This window comes from Chondrinema litorale (assembly GCF_026250525.1).
GTDB classification, from domain to species: domain Bacteria; phylum Bacteroidota; class Bacteroidia; order Cytophagales; family Flammeovirgaceae; genus Chondrinema; species Chondrinema litorale.
In genome coordinates this window covers 511,338-535,565 of sequence record NZ_CP111043.1, presented here as the reverse complement: position 1 = coordinate 535,565, position 24,228 = coordinate 511,338, and the positions used below count along the sequence as shown (strand labels likewise).

19 protein-coding genes and 1 riboswitch are annotated in these 24,228 nt (G+C 34.1%); of the genes, 11 read left to right on the top strand and 8 right to left on the bottom strand.

The genetic code is table 11. The features are described 5' to 3' along the window. Positions 1 to 30 precede the first annotated feature (30 nt). Entirely contained in the window at positions 31 to 2,121 is a 2,091-nt protein-coding gene (locus OQ292_RS02225) for a copper amine oxidase (protein WP_284684418.1), read from the top strand. A gap of 133 nt (positions 2,122 to 2,254) precedes the next feature. Here OQ292_RS02225 and OQ292_RS02220 read toward each other — a convergent pair whose 3' ends face one another. Then, the gene (locus OQ292_RS02220; protein WP_284684417.1) at positions 2,255 to 3,016 is read right to left on the bottom strand and encodes a hypothetical protein; all 762 of its coding nucleotides are present in this window, start codon (positions 3,014 to 3,016) and stop codon (positions 2,255 to 2,257) included. 72 nt (positions 3,017 to 3,088) lie between these two features. After that, positions 3,089 to 3,640, bottom strand: a complete 552-nt coding sequence (locus tag OQ292_RS02215) for a DUF4178 domain-containing protein (protein ID WP_284684416.1) — start codon at positions 3,638 to 3,640, stop codon at positions 3,089 to 3,091. Positions 3,641 to 3,990: 350 nt separating this feature from the next. On the opposite strand from OQ292_RS02215, the gene OQ292_RS02210 reads away from it, so the two are divergent. Then, positions 3,991 to 4,398 carry a hypothetical protein gene (locus OQ292_RS02210; RefSeq protein WP_284684415.1) on the top strand — a complete coding sequence of 136 codons (408 nt, stop codon included), beginning with the start codon at positions 3,991 to 3,993 and terminating at the stop codon, positions 4,396 to 4,398. Between the two features lie 11 nt (positions 4,399 to 4,409). Here OQ292_RS02210 and OQ292_RS02205 read toward each other — a convergent pair whose 3' ends face one another. Next, the gene (locus OQ292_RS02205) at positions 4,410 to 4,832 is read right to left on the bottom strand and encodes a VOC family protein (protein ID WP_284685975.1); all 423 of its coding nucleotides are present in this window, start codon (positions 4,830 to 4,832) and stop codon (positions 4,410 to 4,412) included. A 200-nt stretch (positions 4,833 to 5,032) separates the two neighbouring features. Here OQ292_RS02205 and OQ292_RS02200 point away from each other — a divergent pair, with 200 nt between their 5' ends. Further along, a complete protein-coding gene (locus OQ292_RS02200; protein WP_284684414.1) occupies positions 5,033 to 5,326 on the top strand; it encodes a hypothetical protein in 294 nt (97 codons plus the stop codon). Between the two features lie 255 nt (positions 5,327 to 5,581). After that, entirely contained in the window at positions 5,582 to 7,072 is a 1,491-nt protein-coding gene (locus tag OQ292_RS02195) for a DUF8457 domain-containing protein (protein ID WP_284684413.1), read from the top strand. Positions 7,073 to 7,168: 96 nt separating this feature from the next. Here OQ292_RS02195 and metH read toward each other — a convergent pair whose 3' ends face one another. From metH to OQ292_RS02185, 3 genes are all read right to left on the bottom strand, one after another. Continuing rightward, positions 7,169 to 9,901: a methionine synthase gene (metH, locus tag OQ292_RS02190; RefSeq protein ID WP_431733754.1), complete on the bottom strand. Its 2,733-nt coding sequence runs from the start codon at positions 9,899 to 9,901 to the stop codon at positions 7,169 to 7,171. Positions 9,902 to 9,937: 36 nt separating this feature from the next. Further along, entirely contained in the window at positions 9,938 to 10,948 is a 1,011-nt protein-coding gene (locus OQ292_RS41075; RefSeq protein ID WP_431733753.1) for a homocysteine S-methyltransferase family protein, read from the bottom strand. Positions 10,949 to 11,050: 102 nt separating this feature from the next. Continuing rightward, positions 11,051 to 11,155, bottom strand: a riboswitch (SAM riboswitch). A gap of 80 nt (positions 11,156 to 11,235) precedes the next feature. Beyond that, positions 11,236 to 11,730, bottom strand: a complete 495-nt coding sequence (locus OQ292_RS02185) for a flavin reductase (RefSeq protein WP_284684412.1) — start codon at positions 11,728 to 11,730, stop codon at positions 11,236 to 11,238. Between the two features lie 167 nt (positions 11,731 to 11,897). Between OQ292_RS02185 and OQ292_RS02180 the strand changes: the two genes are divergently transcribed. The 4 genes from OQ292_RS02180 (at position 11,898) to OQ292_RS02165 (ending at position 18,249) form a co-directional block, all read left to right on the top strand. Then, positions 11,898 to 12,446, top strand: a complete 549-nt coding sequence (locus OQ292_RS02180; RefSeq protein WP_284684411.1) for a hypothetical protein — start codon at positions 11,898 to 11,900, stop codon at positions 12,444 to 12,446. 168 nt (positions 12,447 to 12,614) lie between these two features. Next, the gene (locus OQ292_RS02175) at positions 12,615 to 14,357 is read left to right on the top strand and encodes an LptF/LptG family permease (RefSeq protein WP_284684410.1); all 1,743 of its coding nucleotides are present in this window, start codon (positions 12,615 to 12,617) and stop codon (positions 14,355 to 14,357) included. 26 nt (positions 14,358 to 14,383) lie between these two features. Next, entirely contained in the window at positions 14,384 to 15,367 is a 984-nt protein-coding gene (locus OQ292_RS02170) for a dipeptidase (protein WP_284684409.1), read from the top strand. Positions 15,368 to 15,453: 86 nt separating this feature from the next. Next, positions 15,454 to 18,249 carry a glycoside hydrolase family 2 protein gene (locus OQ292_RS02165; RefSeq protein ID WP_284684408.1) on the top strand — a complete coding sequence of 932 codons (2,796 nt, stop codon included), beginning with the start codon at positions 15,454 to 15,456 and terminating at the stop codon, positions 18,247 to 18,249. A gap of 67 nt (positions 18,250 to 18,316) precedes the next feature. Here the strand turns inward: OQ292_RS02165 and OQ292_RS02160 are convergent, their stop codons facing one another. Continuing rightward, positions 18,317 to 18,724, bottom strand: coding sequence for a hypothetical protein (locus tag OQ292_RS02160; RefSeq protein ID WP_284684407.1), 408 nt, complete (start codon positions 18,722 to 18,724; stop codon positions 18,317 to 18,319). A 38-nt stretch (positions 18,725 to 18,762) separates the two neighbouring features. Beyond that, the gene (locus tag OQ292_RS02155) at positions 18,763 to 19,338 is read right to left on the bottom strand and encodes an RNA polymerase sigma factor (protein WP_284684406.1); all 576 of its coding nucleotides are present in this window, start codon (positions 19,336 to 19,338) and stop codon (positions 18,763 to 18,765) included. Between the two features lie 300 nt (positions 19,339 to 19,638). On the opposite strand from OQ292_RS02155, the gene OQ292_RS02150 reads away from it, so the two are divergent. The 3 genes from OQ292_RS02150 (at position 19,639) to OQ292_RS02140 (ending at position 24,197) form a co-directional block, all read left to right on the top strand. Continuing rightward, a complete protein-coding gene (locus OQ292_RS02150; RefSeq protein ID WP_284684405.1) occupies positions 19,639 to 22,404 on the top strand; it encodes a phosphoenolpyruvate carboxylase in 2,766 nt (921 codons plus the stop codon). Between the two features lie 178 nt (positions 22,405 to 22,582). After that, positions 22,583 to 23,368 (top strand): DUF6503 family protein, encoded by a 786-nt coding sequence (locus tag OQ292_RS02145; protein ID WP_284684404.1) that lies wholly within the window; start codon positions 22,583 to 22,585, stop codon positions 23,366 to 23,368. 91 nt (positions 23,369 to 23,459) lie between these two features. Next, positions 23,460 to 24,197, top strand: a complete 738-nt coding sequence (locus OQ292_RS02140; protein WP_284684403.1) for a 3-keto-disaccharide hydrolase — start codon at positions 23,460 to 23,462, stop codon at positions 24,195 to 24,197. The last annotated feature ends 31 nt before the right edge of the window (positions 24,198 to 24,228 follow it).

The following is a 24,228-nucleotide window of genomic DNA, read 5'->3' as shown; positions in this document are numbered from 1 at the left end:
CCCTAATTTATTCATTAAACATTAAAGAAGATGTCAATTTCTAACAACCTTCCATCTGTGTTTTTACAGATACAAAAACAGTTATTATTGCTTACATTATTATCGGGGATTTATTTTAACTCAAGTGCCCAAGACTCATTGAGTTATGCTTATCCGCTAGATCCACTTGATACAGTAGAAATCAAATTAGTTAAGCAAATCTTACTTGAAGAAAGTTTAATCGAGCACGATAGCAGTCATTTATTCAGTATCCTTAATTTAAATGAACCTCCAAAATCGGAAATGCTGAAATACAAACCTGGAGATGATTTTAGAAGAGAAGCTTATACTGTACTTTACGATTTTGAGTCAAATGAATTATCTAAAATAATCGTAGACCTCAAAGGCAAAAAAATTATTTCTAATGAATCTGTAAAAGGAAAACAACCGATTGGCCATTTCAAAGCAGATTCTGTTATAGCAGAAATTCTAGCAAAAGATTCTGCTTGGGTAGAAGCTTTAACTAAGAGAGATATTCCGGTTGACTCTGTAAAAGCTTCAGGCAACTTTGCTGCAGATTTAGGTCTTTCTCCTGTTGGCCATCGTGAGTTTATCGTTTCGCCAAGGTTTAAAAATAAGAAATATAGCAAGTTGCCAATTGGCGGGCTTTACGCTTATGTAGATGTAACTGAGAAAAAAGTTTTAAAGGTAATCGATACTGGAGAAGGTTGGAGTAAACCTGTTGCTGTAAATTATTTTAATGGTGATTCGCTAAAGCCGATTATGTCTGCTGCGAAACCTGTACAAATTATACAGCCAGAAGGAGTAAACTACGAAATTAAAGGTCAGCAAGTAATTAGTCGACATTGGAAATTCCGCTATGGAATTCACAATAGAGAAGGTTTAGTAATCTATGATCTTCAATTTTTCGATCCTTTTTCTAAAAAATGGAGGATGATAATGTATAGAGGTTCTTTGGCAGAAATGATTGTAAATTATGGCTCGCCAGATCTCCTAAATGCTTCTAATAATTATTTTGACGCTGGTGAATTTAGGTTATTCCAGAAAAAAGCAAGACCTCTAAATGGTGGGGCAGATGCACCTTCTAATGCAACTTATTTGCCTGCCACAGTGCACGATGATTTTGGTAACCCAGTTTATTTCGACAGTGCAGTTGCTGTTTATGATGAATATGGTGGAACTATGTGGAGACATGAGAATCACGCTAGACCAGCGACCAATCTGGCTATTAAATACTACATTACTGCTGGTAATTACGATTATGGCTTCAAATGGGTATTTATGGAAGATGGTGCAATAGAACTAGTTACAGAGTTAAATGGAATTGCTCACATTAGACCTGTAGAAAGAGTTTCAGATTTACCAGGCGCAGCAAATAATGAAAATGAAGTATATGAAGGAAGTAAATATGGTACATTAGTAGAACCTCATGTGGAAGCTAATAATCATCAACATTTCTTTATTTACAGACTTGATCTAGATATTGATGGTGATAAAAACTCGGTGGCAGAAGTAAACTCAGAGGCTGTTCCTGCTGGGCCTGAGAATAAATTTCTAAATACAATTATTGCAAGAATGACCAAGCTGTCAACCGAAAAAGATGCTCGAAGAGACTGTTATGCCCCAAGTAGTAGAAGGTGGAAGTTTATGAACCCAGAAGTTAGAAATAAATGGGGGCATGTTTCAAGTTATATGCTTATGCCTTCACCAGGAATTAAACCTATGGCGCACCAAGGTTCATCTTTATCTCGCAGAGGTGGTTGCTTAGATTATCAGTTCTGGGTTACTCCATTTAAAGACGAAGAGATTTATCCGGCAGGCGATTACCCAGTGAGTAACCAAGAATGGGAAGGTTTACCTAAGTGGACATCCCAAAACAGAAGTATAGAAAATACTGATGTAGTAGCATGGTATGTGGCTGGCATTACGCATATAGTTCGCCCAGAAGAGTGGCCAATGATGAATACTCATAAAATCACTATGAATTTAATGCCATTTGGATTCTTCTCAGAAAATCCGGCTTTAGGCATAGGGAAATATGGAGAAGAAACTGTTTTAGAAGGTGAGATTCAAGGACAAATTAAGGAGGAAAACCCTTCCAAAACTGGAGGTGAAGAATAACCTTATTAAACGTTTTTGAATTAATAACAGGCTACCTTGTACCTTTGGTTACAGGTAGCTTTGTTGTTTAAAAGTATTGTAAAACAAAAAAGCCCTATCATAAGATAAGGCTTAATTGATCAATATTAATTTTTTATTTACCACCACTAGAAGAAGATCTAGATCTGGCAGAAGAGCTTGAACTTGTGCTGTATCTAGAAGAAGATCGGGTAGTTCTACTACTAGAGCTGCTTCTTGAGATACTGTTGTTCACTCTGCTTTTTAAAGCATTATTAGTAGTTGCTCTTTTAAAGAAATTAGGATTCTGTTTTCTAGACAAGCTAGAAAGTGTTCCGTACTTATAACTTCCGTTACTTACAGGACCATAATAAGGCCTTCTGCCTCTATAGTTGTTATAGTAATCATAATAACCAGTTCTGTAAATCGGCGTTCTAAAAAGACCAATCATATTGCTCATAAAAGCATATTGGCCATAGAATTCCCAGAAAGATCTACCACTATTGTCTGTTCTCCAATTTCCGTATTTTTGATTACCAACATATTTTGAGTATCCAGGAGGAGAAGTCTCTTTAGTAACTTTACCGTCTAATTTAGAGGCTACTTCCATTCCCATGTCATTTTCATAGTATGCAAATGTACTCTCATCTACATCGTACCAGTTTGTTAACTCATCGTAAGGAGTGCCATCTGGTTTTTCTTTAATGATCTTATAGCGATGTTTATACTTGTCAGGAAAGCCACTTTCTACATCCATATCATACAGAATAATAGTGTAATTCTGTAGTGAATCCATGTCGCGGATCATGACGTCTACTGGTGCTTTTTTGAAATCACTTCCTCCACATGAAACTAATATAAATGCGGCGAAAATGGCTCCCAAATAGATTTTGTTCATAAAATTGAATCGAGATTTATTTAGAAAAAATGTTTATTAAAATCTACGTCTGCTTTACTTCAAAGTTGTAATTTACGCAGGAAGAATGTTACTAAATGATGATGCATCTACAAACTTGCCAATAGAAGCTTCGTAAGCCTCTTCGTCCCATTGTTCAATGTTTAGAACCCACTCTTCAGATTCATCAACATACTCCCAGTTTACAAACTCCTCAGACTCTCCCTGAGATTCTACATTTTTAAAGTATCCAGGTCTTTCACTTTCTCTATAGAAAGTTTTGTCATCGTAATTGATGATTTTTGGAGGACGGCCTTTGTCTCTAAGAGAATCTTCAACATCTTCACCCAATTTACCAAAACTAATTTTTCTGGAGATGGTAAGGTAAAGATCGTCATCTTCTTCTACATATAAATATACTGCATCATCTGCGCAAACCAATTTATATTCGTAGGTAAAGTATTCGTTCCCCCAATCATATTCATATTCTGCTTCTACCTCCCAAGTTTTTAAATCATAATCTAATATGAAGTTTTTTCTAATATCCCTGATATGAATATTTGTTGGGTCATAATGAAGGCGATTTTCTTCTTCCTTCTTTTTCTTTTTAAAAAATCCGAAAGCCATATAAATGTATATTTTTAATAAATTTTCGCTAAATAGTGTAAAGCTAACTAATTATTAAGGGATATCTTTAAACATGTACCAAGCAACTAAACTTATAATCTTTTTTTTAGTTTGATGAACAGTCCAATATTAATACCTAAAGAAAAAATTAAACTTTATTTATATAGAAATTAAGAGTTTTACCAAATATTATCCAAAAATGGAATTTTAAGGCGGAATTTCACGAACTTATTTGGAATAAAAATTAAATTAATCAATTTTCAAAGGATTGTAAGATATAACTATGTTATATGGTAATTTTGTAAAATTATTACAGGTATTAAACTATGTATTTTATTTAGTGTGAGATAATGAGTAGTACGAGAAAGATATTATTTTCTGGAGAAACGATCACAATAGTGCAGCATCTTAAACCCAATTATCTGGAAATGATATTTTATGGATATACAAAAACAGAAGAATTTAAAAATGCTTGGTCTCAACTAATTAATATTATATCTAAAGGGAACGATAAACTTCTGATTGATCAAAAATACATGCATGTGCAACCAGACTCGTTCGATTGGTTTAAAGATTCCTTTATACCATCTGTAGGCTCGCTTACAAAAAATATTAAAGTAGCTATAATTCCGGCAATAAACTTTTTAGGAGAACACCAGGTAAAACAAGATGCTACTTATCTTACCGGTATCTGTAAAAATATTTTCATCCAGTTTTTCGAAGATTTTGATCTAGCAGAAGACTGGATTGTATCCTGAAGGTTAATATATCAGGTGGCGAAAATAGATTCGTCTCTCTGAAATGCCTTAAATTCCAGCGCATTACCACTAGGGTCTAGGAAAAACATGGTTGCTTGCTCACCTGGTTCCCCTTTAAACCTGATATAAGGTTCTATTACGAAAGGCACATTGTGAGATTTTACCCTATTTGCTAGTTCGTGCCAAGCATCCATTGTAAGAATTACACCCATATGTCTTACCGGAACATTTTTTCCGTCAACACTATTGGCATCTGCTTGTTTAATTTCAGAAGGCTTTAAGTGCGCAGTAATCTGATGGCCAAATAGACTAAAATCTATCCATTTGTTTGAGGTTCTTCCGATGGTGCAACCTAAAACTTCTTTGTAAAACTTATGAGTAGCTTCTAAATCACTTACAGGAAAAGCTACATGAAAAGGTCTAATCTCCATTATTAAAATATAATTATTCGATGAACTTATAAAATTATATCAGTTTAAAGTTAAAAAACAATTGTATTCTTTTTTTATCACTCTAAAAAATTATTTACTTAATATGGTAAATATGTCACGAATGAAGAATTCCTGAAGATTTATACATTAGCATATCCAACAACTACCATAAATTTTTATCCTACATTAATTAGATGCATAGTATGAAATTCCTATTTTCAAAGCCAGCAAAACAAAAGGAAGAGCTTCAGATATTTGAGCAACTTCCTGTTAATTTTAAAAAGCTTTTAACTCTATCTGAGATAAAGCAAGTAACGGCGCTTTTAGAGCAGTACAGAACACTCCAAAAGAAAGATGAGCAAAACATAAGCTCTTATCTTACAGCAACAGAATATATACTGGAAGAGCTAGGAAAGAAAAAAAGTTATTTGACAACGGATGCAGTAATTGCCATTGTAAAAGCAAATAATAGCATTACTGAAAATATAATTATGTGAAAACATTGTGTTTTTTTGTGTAAAAGCGTCTGAAAGCAACATTTTCAGGCGCTTTTTGCGTTAAAGGGCAATATGAATTTTTTAAATTTATTTTTTAATGAAGAAGTTAATAAATTTGAAAATAATATTAAGATTAAATATGCTATTGTATATTTTTTGCAATTAAGCATTATTCAATTCGCACATCAATAGTTATAACACAAGCGCAATTATTAAGGCGAGATTTTTTAATTTCAGGCTTTCGAAATTTTTTTTATGAATTACAAACTGAATAAAACATATATCAGAAATTACGCTGAGGAGGTATCTGATAAAATTTGTAATGAGTTTTTTAAAGATCATCAGGTAATTGAAGGAAAGCAACTAGTGAACCTTACCCAAATTAGACAGATCAACTTGTTTTTGGTTAAAAGCATGTATTTACTTTGGCAGGAAGAAGGAGGAGCATTACACAGTCCTTACTTTAACTATTCTGCTCCTGAGGTAAGACAAGCATTTAACAAGCTAATGAATGTACTTTCTAAAAACATTAGCATTTCTAGAACTGATTTTGAAGGGTTTTTAGCTGAGGTGATTAAAGATAGTTTAAATTTTCTGATCAGTCCTCCAGATTATTTTGAAAATCTTTTTGAAAGTTTTGATGGCAAAATACATGTAAAAAGTCAGTTGATGCCATTAAAGAAATATTATAGATATCATTACCCATTAATAGAAAAATATTTTGACGCTTTACTAGAAGAGGGGAGCAAGGTAAAAACTAAGAAAGCATTAAAGGTTTTATATAAATGCATTAATAAGTATCCGGCTTTACTGAGTAATACAAGTGAAGTAATACACGAATATGATGTATATGGCAAGTTCGATTTAGACAAAACTTTTATAAGTATTGATGAAGAATCTGTTAAAGAACCATCTTTAAATGAAAGTGAGTTTGACTTAGATAATAAATCTCAGCCAGAAGCTTCTACAAATACAATTTCAGCACAATCAAGTACTGAAGAAGAAACGACAGAAGGTTTTGAGTTCGAAGATTTTTCTAATGAAAATGAGACCTTTGCTAAAGTTGAGCCTATAAAATCTGAACCAGAAGTAAAAGAAGAAGAAAGTAAACCGCTGTTTACTACGAATCAAGAAGAAGAGAAATTACCAGAGAATAATATAGCTCCAAATGAGATAGTAGAGGAAACGGGTTTTGTTAGCAAGCCAGAAGTTGAAGAAGAAACAGAGTCTGCTTTCGACGATTTTCTTGATAAAGATGGAATTGAAGAAGAAGCTCCTGGTATTACAAAAGCTTCTGTACCAGATGAATCTATAAATGAGCAAAAAGCACAATCTAAATCACTTTTAGAGCAGCTACAAGAAAAGAAAAAGCCAGAAGTAAAACCTGAGACTCAAGAAAGTCCTATTAAAAAACCGCTATTTAAAGATGATGAGTCTGAAGAAGATGATGAAAAAGAAACTAATGGCGGATATTCTAATCTGGTAAATAAAGTAAATCAAGGTCAGGTTGGCTCTACAAAACCCCTAAGAGGGAATATTCCTTTAAATATGAAGTTGAGATATAAGAAGGAACTATTTGGAGATGATCAGTCTGAATTTGATACAGCTATAGATAAGATAGATCAATGTAAAGACTATCATGAAGCGATTGGAATGCTAAAAGAAAATTATGTAAGAAAGTATAGCTGGGATTTTTCGGGTGAAGCTACAAGAGAATTTCTAAGTATGGTAGATGGTAAATTTTAATCTACACCTTATCTAAACGAGAGAAGTTCAGGTTATTAAAGCATTGGAATTAGTAAATTAAAAGCTGCATCATTTGATGCAGCTTCTTTTTTGTGTTTAGTAGGATAAAACACTACCTAACCATCTTTCTGTTTCTTCTATAGATTTGCCTGTGCGTTTTGCATAATCTTCCACCTGATCTTTAGTAATTTTACCTAAACCAAAATATTTGGAGTTTGCATTGGCAAAGTACCATCCACTAACAGATGCGGCTGGTGCCATCGCGAAGTTCTCGGTAAGTTTTACACCTGTACTGCCTTCTGCATCTAGCAGATTGAACAAAGCCGTTTTTTCTTGATGATCTGGACAAGCAGGGTATCCAGGAGCAGGGCGAACACCAACGTATTGTTCTTTTATAAGATCGTCATTTTCTAAGTGTTCTTCTGGTACATATCCCCAAAAGTCTGTTCTCACTCTTTCGTGCAATCTTTCTGCAAAAGCCTCTGCAAATCTGTCGGCTAAGGCTTTTACCATAATGCTATTGTAATCGTCTAAATCAGCTTCGAATTTCTTAGCCAATTCTTCTGCCCCATGTATTGTAACAACAAATGCCCCGATATAATCAGCTTTATTACTTTCAACTGGTGCTATATAGTCGTTTAAACAGAGGTTATTGGTTTTAGCAGATTTTTTATTTTGCTGCCTTAAGTGATGTAAAACTGTAATTGTCTCGCTTCTATTTTCTTTACTCGTTTCAGCATCATACTTGTAAACAGCCATATCGTCATCAGAAATGGCATTGGCAGGGAAGAACCCGATTACCCCATTTGCTTTAAAACTTTTTTCAGCTACAATTTTTGCAACCATTGCTTGGGCATCATCCAGTAGTTTTTTTGCTTCTTTGCCAACTATCGGGTCTTTAAGAATTTTAGGATATTTGCCAGCCAACTCCCAAGATTGGAAGAATGGAGTCCAGTCAAAATATTTGGTTAATTCTTCTATGCTATAATTCTCAAATACTTTGGTGCCTAAAAAGCTTGGTTTTACTATTTTTTGAGTTTCCCAATCAATTTTTGTTTTGTTGGCTCTGGCATCTTCTAAAGAAATATAAGATTTTGCTCCCTGCCTTTTAGCATGGTCTTCACGTAAAACCTCATATTCATCCTTAAACTTATTAATCTCTCTTTGCTTAATTTCTTCATTTTCACCAGTGAGGGCAGAGGCAACAGGTACACTTCGCGAAGCATCGATAACGTGTACTACAGAACCAGAATAGTGTGGTTCAATTTTAACTGCTGTATGTATTCTTGAAGTAGTTGCTCCACCGATTAATAGTGGTATGTTCAATCCTTCATGTTCCATCTCTTTGGCAACATGTACCATCTCATCGAGCGAAGGAGTAATTAAGCCACTTAATCCTATGGCGTCTACTTTTTCTTCAATTGCTTTTTTGATGATTTTATCTGCGGGAACCATTACACCCAAATCAACAATTTCAAAACTGTTACAAGCAAGAACAACACCTACAATATTTTTCCCAATGTCGTGTACATCACCTTTTACTGTTGCCATTAAAATCTTTGGTGCTGATTTTAGCTCTGCGCCACCTTGTTGTTTGAGTAATGCCTTTTCTTCTTCCATATAAGGCATAAGATAGGCTACAGCTTTTTTCATTACTCTAGCACTTTTAACAACTTGAGGTAAGAACATTTTACCAGAGCCAAATAAATCTCCAACAATGTTCATCCCATCCATAAGTGGCCCTTCAATTACATGAAGTGGTCTGTCGTATTTTTGCCTGGCTTCTTCTGTATCCTCATCAATATGATCAATAATACCTTTTACCAGTGCATGTGCCAGTCTTTCTTCTACTGGTCCTTCTCTCCAGCTATTATCTTGAACTTTTGTTTTTGCTTTACCTTTCACAGTTTCTGCAAACTCTAAAAGTTGCTCAGTAGCATCATCTCTTCTATCAAGCAGCACATCTTCTACTTTTTCGAGCAGGTCTTTTGGGATTTCGTCATATACTTCCAACATGGTTGGATTCACGATACCCATGTCCATTCCATTGTTGATAGCATGATATAAGAAAGCAGAGTGCATGGCTTCTCTTACAGGATTGTTACCTCTAAAAGAGAATGACACATTACTTACACCACCGCTTACTTTTGCTCCCGGAAGGTTTTCTTTAATCCATTTGGTGGCATTAAAAAAGTCCAACGCATTTTGTCTGTGTTCTTCCATTCCGGTAGCCACAGGAAATATGTTGGGATCGAATATGATGTCTTGTACTGGGAATTTCACTTTTTCTGCAAGTACTTTATAAGACCTTGCACATATTTCTATTCTTCTTTCGTAATTATCTGCCTGACCATTCTCATCAAATGCCATAATAATTGCTGCGGCACCATATTTCTTTATTTTAGAAGCTTGCTCAATAAACTCTTCTTCTCCGTTTTTTAAACTGATGGAGTTTACGATACATTTTCCCTGAACTACCTTTAAACCTGCTTCTATAATCTCCCATTTAGATGAATCGATCATTATTGGAATACGGGAAATTTCTGGTTCAGCAGCAATCAGGTTCAGAAACTTAACCATGGCTTCTTTACCATTAAGCATTCCCTCATCCATGTTCACATCTAAAACCTGTGCACCTCCTCTTACTTGATCAAGCGCAACTGAAAGTGCATCTTCGTAGTTTTCTTCACGAATAAGTTTTAGAAACTTTCTTGAACCTGTTACATTGGTTCTTTCTCCAATATTTATAAAGTTGGAAGATGGTGTAATTACCAATGGTTCCAGACCACTTAGCTTTAATGGAGGTATATTTTTTAATTGATAAGTCATATGGTTAAACGGCATTTTAATAGCTGTTCTAAATTATTATTGAACTTCTATTTGATGTGATTTTCTAGGTTTATGTTTTGCAGCTTCCTGAGCTATCAGTTTAATGTGGTCTGGTGTTGTACCACAGCAACCACCAATAATGTTTACTAAGCCTTCTTCGAGGAACTCACCTATTTGAGCAGCCATTTGTTCAGGAGTTTGATCGTAAGCGCCAAACTCATTAGGTAATCCTGCATTAGGGTGAGCACTCACAAAAAAGTTTGCTTCTTTGTCTAAAACCTGTAAATAAGGTCTCAAATCTTTGGCTCCTAAAGCACAGTTTAAGCCAATGCTTAATAATGGAACATGCGAAACAGATATAAGAAATGCTTCTGTTGTCTGACCTGAAAGAATTCTACCACTGGCATCAGTTATTGTTCCTGAAACCATAATTGGCCATTCTTGCTTTCTGTCTTCCATTAATTCTTGTAATGCATAAAGAGCAGCTTTGGCATTTAAGGTGTCTATAATAGTCTCTACTAGAAAGAAGTCTATTCCTCCATCAACTAGACCCTCTGCCTGCTCTCTAAATGCTTTTACTAGTTCATCAAAAGTAATGGCTCTATATCCAGGATCATTTATGTCTGGCGAGATGGAAGCAGTTTTGTTGGTTGGACCAATAGAACCTGCGACAAAACGGGGTTTATCTGGGTTTTTCTTCGTGAATTCTTCAGCAACTTCTCTTGCAAGTTCAGCAGAGGCTTTATTCATAGCATAGACCTGATCTTCCATGTTATAATCTGCTTGTGCTATTGAGCTGCTTGAAAAAGTATTGGTTTCTGCAATATCAGCTCCGGCTTCAAAATAAGCGGCATGTATTTCTTTAATTACATCAGGTCTGGTTAAAGAAAGAATATCATTATTGCCTTTTAAAGGATGATCATGATCTTTAAACAGTTCACCTCTAAAATCCGATTCCTCTAATTTATACCTTTGTATCATAGTACCCATTGCACCATCAAGTACAAGGATTCTTTTTGATAATATGTCTTTGATGTTATGCTGCATCAGTTTATGGAAAATGTGTAAAAAATGTCCGAAATAAAGTTTCAGTTTAACTTACAAATCCAAAGTCTGATTGTCAGGAAGGGGGAGGTAAAAAAAAATGTACACTCATCTCTTCCTGCTAAAAACAGGATGGGAATTGGCACCTTAAATTAATTCAGGTTGCCAAGACGTCAACGGGCCCAATCCCTCAGTCTTTCTTGATAAGTAAGTAGGTTCAAAGTTAGCGTTTGGACGCGAAAAAAAAAAATATCGTTTCCTTAGCTTATAAGCTTTAGAGAAGTATTTTATTATAGTAGCGTTCTGTAACTTCTGTTGAAATACAAAAGTGGATTTTCTTCTTTATTTATTTTTACCTCAACGATCTTTCCGAAAATAACGGTATGCGTTCCAGAAATTATAGATTTATCAAACACACAGTCAAAGCTAGTAATGCTATCTTCTAAAATAGGGCTTCCAGTTTTAAGTGTAGACCAATTCCCTTCGAGTAATCGCTCTTCCATTGTTACACCATCGTATCCTGCAAACCTGTTAGATAAATCTTCTAAACCTGCATGAAGTATGTTAACCGCAAAATTTCCATTTTCTGTTATTAAATCGGCTAAATTAGTTTTATTATTTACACAAACTAGTAAGGTAGGTGGTGTGTCTGACACAGAACAGACAGCTGTGGCAGTAAATCCACCTTTTCCGCCTTTTCCATCCGTTGTAACTATATTTACTGCTCCAGTGAGATAACTCATCCCTTCTTTAAACATTTCTTTATCAATTCCCGACTGCTTCATTCAATTAGTATTTTAAAATTTATTCTTATTACAATACAAAAGAAGGTACTATAGTTTAACCAGAGAAGTTTTAGAGAAACAAAAAACTTAAAAATTAAGGTAAAATCTGTTTATGGCATCTTTTTGTATGCTTTATAGTTTTTTACATTCATTAACCAATCAATACTATGAGAATCCAACTTAAATTAATTGTACTTTCTTTATTACTACCTATCTCAGTTTTTGCTCAAAACGGCAAAAAATTTCCATCAATAGAAGGTGAAACGCTTAAAGATAGAAAAGTTGTTTTACCGCAAGATACCAAAGGTAAATATACACTGATTGCTGTTGCATATTCTAAAAAATCTGACGAATTGCTAAAAGGCTGGTATTCTCCTATGTACAGAACATTTGTTGAACCTCCTGAAGTTGCCTTTATTCCAACTGACGACTACGATGTAAATATGTATTTTGTAGCTTTACTTAAAGGGATTTATAAGGTTGCAGATAACAAGATTTCTAATAAAATGAAATCTGGAATTGATGCTAAGTTCCATAAAAATATGGTGATTTATACAGGAAAGATAAATGATTATAAAAAACAGTTAAACCTTGGGCAAAAAGACTTGCCTTACTTCTTTGTATTAGATAAGAATGGAAATATAGTTTATCATACTCAAGGTGCTTATTCAGATAAAAAATTATATGAGATTCAGTCGGCTATTGAGACAGAATAAATCATTTTAAGTAATAAATCTTTAATTAAAACCTTCTGATTTTAGGAATATCCTGATTATCAGAAGGTTTTTCATATTAAAGATTGTTAAAAACTTTTTGTCTTGGAATTGGGGTTATAATTTTGAAACCATTAAATAGTCACATTAATTTTTTGGCGTTCCTTTTTTATGCTCAAAAAACTCGATAAGTTAATATTTAAAGTATTTCTGGGTCCGTTTTTTCTGACTTTTGCTATTGTACTGTTCATTTTTCTTACTCAGTACATGATCAAAAACTTTAAGCACTTTGTTGGCAAAGGACTTGGACTTGATGTGTATGCAGAGCTTTTCGGCTATTTTTCACTGGTACTTACACCAGTTGCTTTGCCGTTGGCTGTTTTGCTTTCTTCACTTATGACTTTTGGTAGTTTAGGTGAACACTCAGAACTTACTGCAATTAAAAGTTCTGGTATTTCTTTATTGAGAATATTGAGGCCTGTAGCTATTTACATTTTCTTCGTAACAATAGCCGCTTTTTATTTTAATGATATAATTGCCCCTTACGCAAACTTGAAAGCATACAGTTTGCTATATGATATAAAACAAAAGAAACCTGTATTAGAATTTAAAGAAAAAACTTTTTATAACGATTTGCCAGGTTGGAGAATTAAGGTAGATAAAAAACTACCTGATGGAAAATCGCTTGAAGGGATAATGATTTATAACCATACCGACAGGCGAGGCAATATACAGGTAATTATGGCTAAAAGTGGTCAAATGCAGACATTGGGGAGCTTTTTAGCATTAGACTTAAAAAATGGCAATATCTACTCAGAAGAATCTGCAAAAAAACGTAGAAATCAAGATACAGAGTTTTTTAGGCAAGAATTTGATTCTGCCCGCTTTTTATTTAGTCTCGAATCTTTTGGCTTAAAAGAAACTGATGAGGAGTTCTTCAAAGGGCATAACCTTATGAAAAACACCAAGCGCCTTTTTGAAGAAAAGGATTCTGTAAACCACATGGTAGACAGATACATGTACAACTTCAAAAGGAGTGTGTACTCTTATTATAATTTCTGGGAAAGAAATCCAGATGGTGGAGTATCTATACCACCATTGCCAGTAGAAAAAGATTCTACTATAGACGAAGAGGAAAACACCAATCAGGCAAAACCGACTGATGTAGATACAACTAGCAAAGAGCCAATAGAAAAACTCAGAAAAAAAGAAGAAGAAAAGCAATCTGATAAAAAAATCACACCCAAAGCATTGGATAAGAGTCCTTCTGTAAAGGATAAATTCAAGACACTTCCTAAAAAAGATCTTGATTTAAATAAAGATAAAAAAGTTAGAAAAATACAAGCTGTAGTCTACAGCTCTGAAGAAGAAGAACCTTTAGAAACCAAAGTGAAGGAGATGATGGATCAAGAGTTGGTAAATCAGGATTATGTACGAGCACATTCTAAAGCTAGTAGCATTCTTAATCTTTTAGAAACAAACGTAGATCGAGCGCAAAGGCAAGACGAAAAACTAAATGCCTACGAGATAGACATTCATAGAAAATTCACTAAAACTCTTGCTGTTTTTGCTATGTTTCTAATTGGTGCGCCATTAGGAGCAATTATCAAAAAGGGTGGACTAGGTGTACCAGTAATTATTTCTATTATATTCTTTATTATTTTCTATATCGCCACCATTATGGGAGAGAAATATGCTAAAGAAATGGTAATTTCCCCAGTGATAGGTTGTTGGTCGGCTAACGTTATATTATTTGCTTTTGGATTGTTCTTTCTTAAACAGGCAAGAAAAGATGCCAGATTGTTTGATACAGATTTTTACTATGTTTTCTATCAAAATTTATCAGGCAAAATCAAAACATACTTTGGTAAAAAGAAAGGAAATGCTGAAAGTTTATCTGCTTCTTCAGAATAGTAAAAGCTTTTTTATAACTTCGGGCCATGTTTCCAGTTATAGACTTTCATTGTGATTTACTATCATATTTAGTAAATGTGCCCGGTGCAGATGCACTTAATTCTGAGGCAATTGGTTGTGCATTACCTAATCTTAAATCCGGAGATGTAAAACTTCAAGTTTTAGCTGTTTTTACTGCTACAAATCCCGGAAGTGTAGAAAATGCATCTAAGCAATTTGATGCTTACGAGCAGTTATGTACAGATTATAAAGATTGGGTATATGATGCTGCCAAAGATTTAAAAATCAAAAATAACGATAAAGCAGCACTGGTTCCTGCCATTGAGAATGCCTCTGGTATTTTAGAAGAAGATGAATCGCTCGACTTGTGTTTTGAGCGTTTAGATGTGCTTTTAAATCGATTCAATAGGTTATTATATATAACAATTACCCATCATTCAGAAAACCGATTTGGAGGTGGTAATTACTCAGACAAAGGCTTAAAAGACGATGGTAAGCAATTGCTTAAATATTTAGATAGTAAGCAAATTGCAGTAGATCTTTCTCATACAAGTGATCAAATGGCTTTTGATATTTTAAATACAATTGATCAATCTAATCTTAATGTTCCTGTAATTGCAAGCCACTCAAACATGAGGGCAATTTGTGATCATCCAAGAAACCTACCTGATGAACTGATTGAAGAACTAAAGCGCAGAAATGGTTTTGCCGGAGTAAATTTTGTGAGAGCATTTCTCGATAATGATAATGATAAAATAATTTTTGACCATATAGCTTATGCAAAAAAGAAAAACTTGCCTTTGGTTTTTGGTGCAGATTTTTTTAGTACTTCTCAATTAAATGATCCTGCTAGGCTGCCTTATTTTTTCAAAAGTTTATCTCATGCAGGACAGTATCCTCATATTTTAGAAGAAATGCAAGATAGAGAGTTCTCCGAAGAAGATTGCTACCAATTAGCTTTTGACAATGCAAGTAAATGGCTTGTAAGTCAGGGCTTTGCGTTTGAGTGATTTTGCAGGATAATTTTTCCACTTCTTTCGCAGGTTTTATAGATTGTATCATTTATTGCTAATTCACTATTTTAACCATTGCCCGAATGCATAAAATTTTTTTAGCTTCATTTTTCCTTTTATTTACTTTTCAACTCAAAGCACAGCAAGCAGAGATATTATATCTATCTGGTAAAAACAAAGACCATACTGTAGACTGGAATTTTGCAATTGATAATGGAATGAATAGTGGCAAATGGACAACTATTCCGGTTCCATCTAATTGGGAATTACAAGGTTTCGGTGTGTATAACTATGGTCGCTCTAAAGACAAGCAACCGTTTTCTGATGAAACTGGACAGTACAGGTATGAGTTTGAAGTACCTAAAAGTTTCAAGAAAAAGTATGTAGAAATTGTGTTTGAAGGGGCAATGACAGACACAGAAGTAAAGATAAATGGTGAATTAGCTGGTCCGGTGCATCAAGGAGGTTTTTACCGATTTACCTACGACATAACCGATTTGATAAATATAGGTGGAGACAATACGCTAGAGGTAAAAGTGAAAAATAAGTCTGATAATGCTGGTGTTAATACAGCAGAGCGAGAAGCAGATTTCTGGCTTTTTGGAGGTATTTACAGACCAGTTTACCTAAAAGCATATCCAGAAGCACATATCCAGAGAATTGCTGTAGATGCCAAAGCAGATGGCTCTTTTACTGCTGATGTTTATTTGAGAGGTAGAGGGAGTGTGAGCGATGTAGAAGCTCAGTTGTACGATATGCAGAACAAACCTATTGGCAAATCATTTTCTGTTTCTGCTGGTATGTCTAAAGAGAAAGTGAGTTTAGAAGCCAAATTTGAAGATGTTTTAACATGGACACCGGAATTTCCAAACAGGTATAAAGTTAAGTTCAAACTTAAAAAGAAGAACAAAGTAATTCACGAAGTAAGTGAGAAAATTGGTTTTAGAACTGTAGAATTACGCGAAAAAGATGGGCTGTATGTAAATGGAATAAAGGTTATGCTAAAAGGTGTAAATCGACATACTTTTTGGCCTTCTTCTGGTAGAACGAGTAGCAGAGAATTAAGTGAGATGGATGTAAATCTTATTAAAGAGATGAACATGAATTCTGTGCGTATGTCTCATTATCCGCCTGATGTTCACTTTTTGGAAGTTTGCGACTCTTTGGGATTGTTTGTGCTAGATGAATTAACCGGATGGCAGACCAGTTACGAAACAGAAGTAGGAAAGAAGTTGGTAGAAGAAATGATGGTGAGAGATGTAAACCATCCGAGTATAATCATTTGGGATAATGGAAATGAAGGTGGTTGGAATGTGGAGCTAGACGACGAATTTCAAAAATACGATCCACAGAATAGGCCATTAATACACCCTTGGGAAAAGTTTAGAGGCACAGATACGCAACATTATAAAGATTGGGATTGCTGCGAAGATGGCTTATTTCATGGGGAAGATGTGTTTTTTCCAACAGAGTTTCTTCATGGATTGTACGATGGTGGTTTAGGTGCAGGTTTAGATGATTACTATAATGCTATGCTCAAAAATTCACTTTCTGCTGGTGGTTTTCTTTGGGTATTTAGCGACGAAGGTGTGGAAAGAACAGATCAAGATAAAAAGATTGATACTTTTGCTAACAATGCTCCAGATGGCATATTAGGACCTTATAGAGAAAAAGAAGCAAGTTTTTATACCATTAAAGAGATTTGGTCACCTGTTTATATTGGTATAGAAGATCAGTTACCAGATAGTTTTGATGGAAAAATAGCTGTAGAGAATCGATACTTTTATACTCCATTAGATCAATGTTCTTTCAATTGGCAGTTGGTAGATTATTCAGATGCTAGTATAGATACAGCTAGTGTGGTATATGCTTCTGGCAAAGTAGAATCTCCAAGTATTCAACCACAAGAATCTGGTAACCTTAGTTTGCCATTACCCCAAGATTGGAAATTGCATGATGCTTTAAAGTTAACGGCTATAGATCCTCATGGGAGAGAAATATATACTTGGAGTTGGTCTACTGGAAATGTGCGCAAAAACTTCTTAAATATGCTTAAGTCACCTACTAAAGGTGAAGATGCTGCTCAGATAGAAGAACAAGAAAATACTTACCGACTTTTTACAGCAAATACTGAAATTATAATTGACAGAATTTCTGGAAATATTATTTCTGTAAAAAAATTGGAGAAAGAAATTTCTTTAGGTGGAGGACCTTTATTAGAAGCAAAGTTTGGTTCAAGCAAGCTTTTAGAAATTAGGCATTATGCTGTAGATGGCGATTATCTTTTGGAATATCACTATACTAAAAATTCTACAATCAAGAAAATTCAATATGTGCTTAAAACAGATGGAGTTTTAAAAGTACATATGGAGTATTTCCCTCAAGATGGATATTACGAATACATCGGAGTTGGATTTAATTATCCTGAAGATAAAGTTTCAGGTGTAACATGGGTAGGAGATGGCCCTTACCGAGTTTGGAAAAACAGGCTAAAAGGAGCAAAGTTTGGTTTGTGGCAAAAAGCATATAACAATACAGTAACAGGTGAATCGTGGAATTATCCGGAGTTTAAAGGCTACCATGCCAATATGAGATGGGCAAAAATTGATAATTCTGAAACTCCATTTACCATCTTTTTCGAAGATGAAAATCTGTTTTTAAAATTATTTACTCCTAAAGCTCCCCAAGATGCATATAATGAAAATACCAATGGCTTTTTTCCTGAAAGTGATTTAGGCATTATGCAGCAAATAAGTCCGATTGGTACTAAATTCAAAAAATCTGAGCAGATAGGCCCTCAAGGTGTACCTTATCTTTTTGAAAGAAAAGAAGTAAAAAATCCATTATCGTTTACTGTTTATTTCCAGTTTGACGAGTAAATTATTCTAATAAATAAAAAAGCCAAACCCCTAGAGGTTTGGCCAATTGTTAATTGAATAGTGTCAATTATCCCAATGTTAATCGGTTTAATAACTTATCCAAAAGTACTAAACTCCAGATTCCTAATGAAATTGATACTGTTATTAATATCAAATTATCACCTGAGGTGAAAAAGTCATTATAGAAACCTAGTAAGTTAGAGATGCTTTGAGGGACTGTTATTGTATAATTTACGTCAGCATTACCGATTAGCATCCATGAAATAATAATAATTCCAAGAAAGAAAAGTCCGTAAAATGCCTTGAATTTCCATCCTAAAATAGGCTTGTAGCTTTTCGACAAACTTGATTGATAGACTTCAAGTTTCTCCATCACATTGTCAGTAAATTCTGCACTAAGTTGCGGCGAATCTGTATGTTCTTTAAGCGATTTGCTCAAGAACTGATCTATTCTAAGTTGATCTTCTTTTTTCATGTTAATAATTTTTTTAGAGACAAGTTGTGTGTATTACTTTACAAAATCTCTCTAGCTTCTTGTTTTAATAAATGTGATAAGTGGACATAAAGTTTCTGTCTTGCCCTATGAATTTTAACTTTAACATTTGATTTAGTTAAACCAGTTGCTTCAGAAATATCTTCCATAGGCATTTCTTCCAGATAATACATTGTCACCAATCCTCTTTCGTCTGCACTGAGTTTCGCTAATATTATGTGGATATATTTTTTTTGTTGTTGTTCTTTTAAAAGATTAAAAGATTTTTCAAAAGAATCTATAGGTAACATCGCCTCAGGAACATCATTAATAGAATTCTTTTCTACTTTCTTTTTTCGGGTTTTACTTACTGCTGTATTAAATGTAATTCTGTAGAGCCAAGTAGAAAATTTTGCCTTTCTGTTAAAAGATTCAAGATACTTAAAAGCTTTAATAAAACTGTCCTGTGTTACTTCTTCGGCATCTTCTCTGTTATTTACAATGCGAAAAGCAAGGTTAAAAACAAAGCTTTTATATTTATCAATAATAATCCTGCAGGCAGACTTGTCTCCCTGTATAATCTTATCAATAATTATATCTTCGATTTCTTCCTTCATTTCTGCACTTTTTGACGCCGGCTAATTGAAATCGGTTACAAGAAAGTTTTAAGCAATATAAAAAACAATTGTAGTTCTGCCTTCTATTACTTTATTTTAAAAGAAGTTCAAATTATTTTAAATCAATTTTACGATGAGTGGTGTTTTATTTATGATTTAATAATGATTTATTGGGTAGTTTACAAATCTTATTTTTATGCCTCACAATCTTTTTTAATTTTGTTGCAGCATTTTTTTTATAATAAGATACCCCCTGATTACCAAAAACAAATCAATAATTTAATAAACCAAGTTTTTTAAATGAATACACTATCACTGGTTAAAGAAAAACTAGACAAACCTTACTATGATCTTGAGTTTCTGTTAGAATGTTTCAGAGAAGTCTTGATCGAAAGTGGCGAGTTAAAGCTTGCTTCACAAATACCATGGATTAACGACATTGACGATATTAAACCTGAAGAATTTAACCAGAAGTTGGTGCAGGTATATTCTATTGTTTTTCAGTTGCTGAATATGGTAGAGGTAAATGGAGCTGTGCAAAACCGACGTCAGTTAGAGAATGAAGCCATGTCTAATGTAAATGGACTATGGGCTCAGAATCTAAAAATGTTGAAAGAGCTTAAGATACCTGAAAAAGACGTTGCTAATTTACTTTCTCAAGTTGTTGTTGAGCCGGTATTAACTGCACACCCTACAGAAGCAAAAAGAGCTACTGTGTTGGAGCATCACAGAATGCTATATTTACTCTTAGTAAAGAGAGAAAATAAAATGTATACTGAGTTTGAGCAGGAAGATATCCGAAGAGATATCAAACTCACAATAGACAGACTGTGGCGAACAGGTGAAATCTTTGTTGAAAAGCCTGATGTTCCTTCTGAACTACGAAATGTAATTCACTATTTGGCTAATGTTTTTCCTGAGATTATTCCGATTATAGATAAGAGATTATTGCTAGCTTGGGAGAAGGAAGGTTATGATGTTGAATTACTAAAAGACTCAGAAAAATTCCCTAAAATTTCTTTTGGTAACTGGGTTGGTGGCGACAGAGACGGACACCCACTTGTTACAGATGAAGTAACAGCATATACACTATCGCAATTGCGATTAAATGCTTTTGTAGTAATTCGTAGAAACTTGTTATTGCTTGTTAGAAAATTAAGTTTTTCTTTGAGCTATAATTATGCGAATTATGAGATTAGAAACAGGATAGAAGAGCTAGAAAAAGAATTAGGTGAAGAAGGCATAAAAGCATTTAAAAGAAACGATGGTGAAGTTTACAGACAATATGTAAATCTATTGCTTTCTAAACTTCCTGTAGATGTAAAAAGACAACATGCTACTGAGTTAAAAGAACATGGTGCTTGTTATAAAACATCAAAAGAACTGATTCGCGATCTTAAGATACTTCAAGAATCACTAATTAAGTTTGGAGCGGAGAAAATTGCTATGTCAGACGTACACGAGTCTATCAGATTGGTAGAAACTGTAGGTTTTCACTTAGCAAGATTAGATGTTCGCCAGAATAGTAAATTCCACGAAAATGCAGTAAAACAATTAATGGATGCTGCATCTCTAAATGGTGCAGAGTTTATTGAGTGGAACGAAAAGCAAAGATTGGAATTTATCAATGCAGAACTTCAATCTAACCGTCCGTTTACTCATCCAAAAGTAAAGCTTGAAGATCAGGCAAAAGCGGTTACTTCTTGCTACTCTGTGTTAGCAGACCATATCTCAAAATATGGAACTGAAGGTTTGGGAGAAATGATTGTAAGTATGACAAGAAGTCTTTCAGATTTACTTACAGTGTACTTACTTGCTAGAGAATCTGGACTTACTACTCAAACAGAAGATGGTTTAGTTTGTAAACTACAAGTAGTTCCTCTTTTCGAAACGATCGAAGATTTACAAGAAAGCCCTAAAATATTAAAATCATTTTTAGAGCATCCATTTACTAAGAGAAGTTTAGAGTACCAACGCAAAAACCGTGGTTTTGAGAAGCCAGTACAACAGGTTATGATTGGCTATTCAGACAGTAACAAAGATGGTGGTATTCTTGCCAGCCAGTGGTTCTTGTACGAAGCTCAAGAAAAACTTTCTCAGATTGGTGAAGAAATGGGCATTAAAATCAGATTTTTCCATGGTAAAGGTGGTTCTATAAGTCGTGGTGCTGGTCCAACTCACTGGTTTTTAAGAGCATTGCCACATTCTTCTGTCAATGGAGATATTAGATTAACTGAGCAAGGAGAAACAATTTCTCAGAAATATGCCAACAAAATAAATGCTTCTTACAATATGGAATTACTAGTAGCTGGTACTGCTGGAATTTCTATTGCTGATGCTTATACCAAAAAAGGGAAGCATGCTTTAGAAAGCATGATTAGAAATTTGGCAGAAGACAGTCGTGATTTCTATTGGAAATTAATAAGCCATCCAGATTTTATCTATTTCTATGGCGAAGCAACTCCAATTGATGCAATCGAATCTAGTAAAATTGGCTCAAGACCTGCGAGAAGATCTGGAAAAAGAACTTTAGAAGATTTAAGAGCAATTCCTTGGGTATTTAGCTGGAGCCAGTCTCGTTTTAATGTAACTAGCTGGTATGGAATAGGTTATACACTTGAGAAGCTTCAGAAGGAGAAGCCTAAAGAATTTGATAAGTTTAAAAAAGCTGTAAAATTCGATCCACTCATCAGATACGTATTAACCAACGTAGATACTAGCTTGGCTGCTACAGATGAGGAGATAATGGCAGAATATGCATCTTTGGTAAAAGACGAAAGAATCAGAACGAGTATTTTCAAATTGATTACCAAAGAGCTTAAAAGAACCAGATTAATGCTCGATACTGTGCTTGATTTACCATTTGATAAAAGGAGAAAAAATCACCATTATTCAAATGTATTGAGAGCTACAGCTATGAAATCATTACACACTAATCAGGTTTATTTGCTTAAAAAGTGGAGAGCTGAGAAAGAAAATGGCGATCTTAAAAATGCAGAAAAAACGCTTACCAATCTACTACTTACGGTAAATGCGATTGCAAGTGCTATGAGAAGTACAGGTTGATATAGTTTTAATGAATAATAATATATTGAAGCTTCGAAAATTTATTTTTCGGAGCTTTTTTTTGGTTTAGTGCAACCAATTAACATGGCTTATTTGTTAGCAAACATTGAATACCGACATCTATAATTGATATTATTAAAATAAAAAGATTACTAAACCCTACATTACATCACGATTTATGAAATTCTTTTACTTTACTTTAATCATCTTATCTATTCTTTCATGCAGTACAGAAAAACACGGCGATTCTGCAAACAAAGAGTCTATTAATGCTTCTGATCCTAAAGCTCAATCAATTGTAGAGGCTGCCATAGAAGCACATGGCAACAAATTATTGGATAATGCCAAAATTTCATTTGAGTTTAGAGACAGACAATATATTGCTTTAAGAAATGGAGGGAAATTTCAGTACGAGAGAATCTTCACAGATTCTATAGGTAACAATGTGAGAGATGTATTAAGCAACAACGGTTTTTATAGAGAGACCAATGGAGATAAATCCAGTTTGCCAGATGAAAGAGTAAAAGCATTTTCAAACTCTGTAAACTCAGTTATTTATTTCGCTCTATTACCTTATTTTTTAAACGATCAGGCGGTGCAGAAAGAATATTTGGGAGAAACCACTATCAAAGAAGAGCTTTATGACAAAGTTAAAGTAACATTTAAAGCAGAAGGTGGAGGCAAAGACCACGATGACGAGTATGTTTATTTCTTCCATAAAGAAAAGCATACAATGGACTATCTGGCTTACAATTATCAGGTAAATGGTGGTGGAGCTAGATTTAGAGAAGCTTATAATGTGAGAGAAGTTGAAGGTATTCTTTTTGCCGATTATATTAATTACGAAGCTCTAAGCAAGAGTATGGAAGTAGCTGAATTTGATTCCTTATTTAATAAAGGACAAATGAAGGAACTTTCCAGAATCGAAAGTGAAAACATTGTAGTAGAAATATTAGCTCAATAGATTAAATCCAATAATTTTTGGACCCTTTCTAAGGGCTTAATCTTTAGTTTTTTATCTTTAATATTCACTAACTTATTACAAAACTAAAGAAATGAAAAAGCTAAACTTTTTTACAATTACATTCTTAATTTCATTATTATTCTCTTGTTCAACTCAAGAAAATGCCTCAGATGAAGGATCTGAAACTGCTGAAACAGAAGAGAGTTCTGAGGTCGCCAGCAATGGAGGGACTAATGGTTGGGAAGTACTTTTTGATGGTAAATCATTAAATGGCTGGCATAATTACCTGAGCGATTCTGTAAGCGGATGGTATGTAGAAAATGGTATTTTAATTACGGATGGTGGTAATAATGATATTGTTTCTGATCAAGAATATGAAAATTTTGAACTAGATTTTGAGTGGAGTATTTCTGAAAAAGGGAATAGTGGAGTGTTTTTTTATGTAGTTGAAGATGAGAAATATCCGGTAACTTATGCAACTGCACCAGAGTATCAGCTAATAGATGATGAAAACTATCCAATAGAACTGAAGCCTGTACAGCATACTGCGTCAAATTATGATCTTATGGTAGCAGATGAAGCTACAATAAATCCTCCGGGATCTTTCAATCAATCTAAAATTATAGTAGATCATGGTAAGGTAGAACATTGGCTAAACGGCACTAAAGTAGTTTCTTATGAATTAGGTAGTGATGATTGGAATGAGCTAGTGAAAGATAGCAAATTTGCTACAATGGAAGGATATGCAGCAGTTCATAAAGGCAGAATTGGCTTACAAGATCATGGTGATAAAGTGATGTTTAAAAGTATTAAGATTAAGGTATTGTAGGCTAAAAATTTTTTGAATAAATATTTAAGAT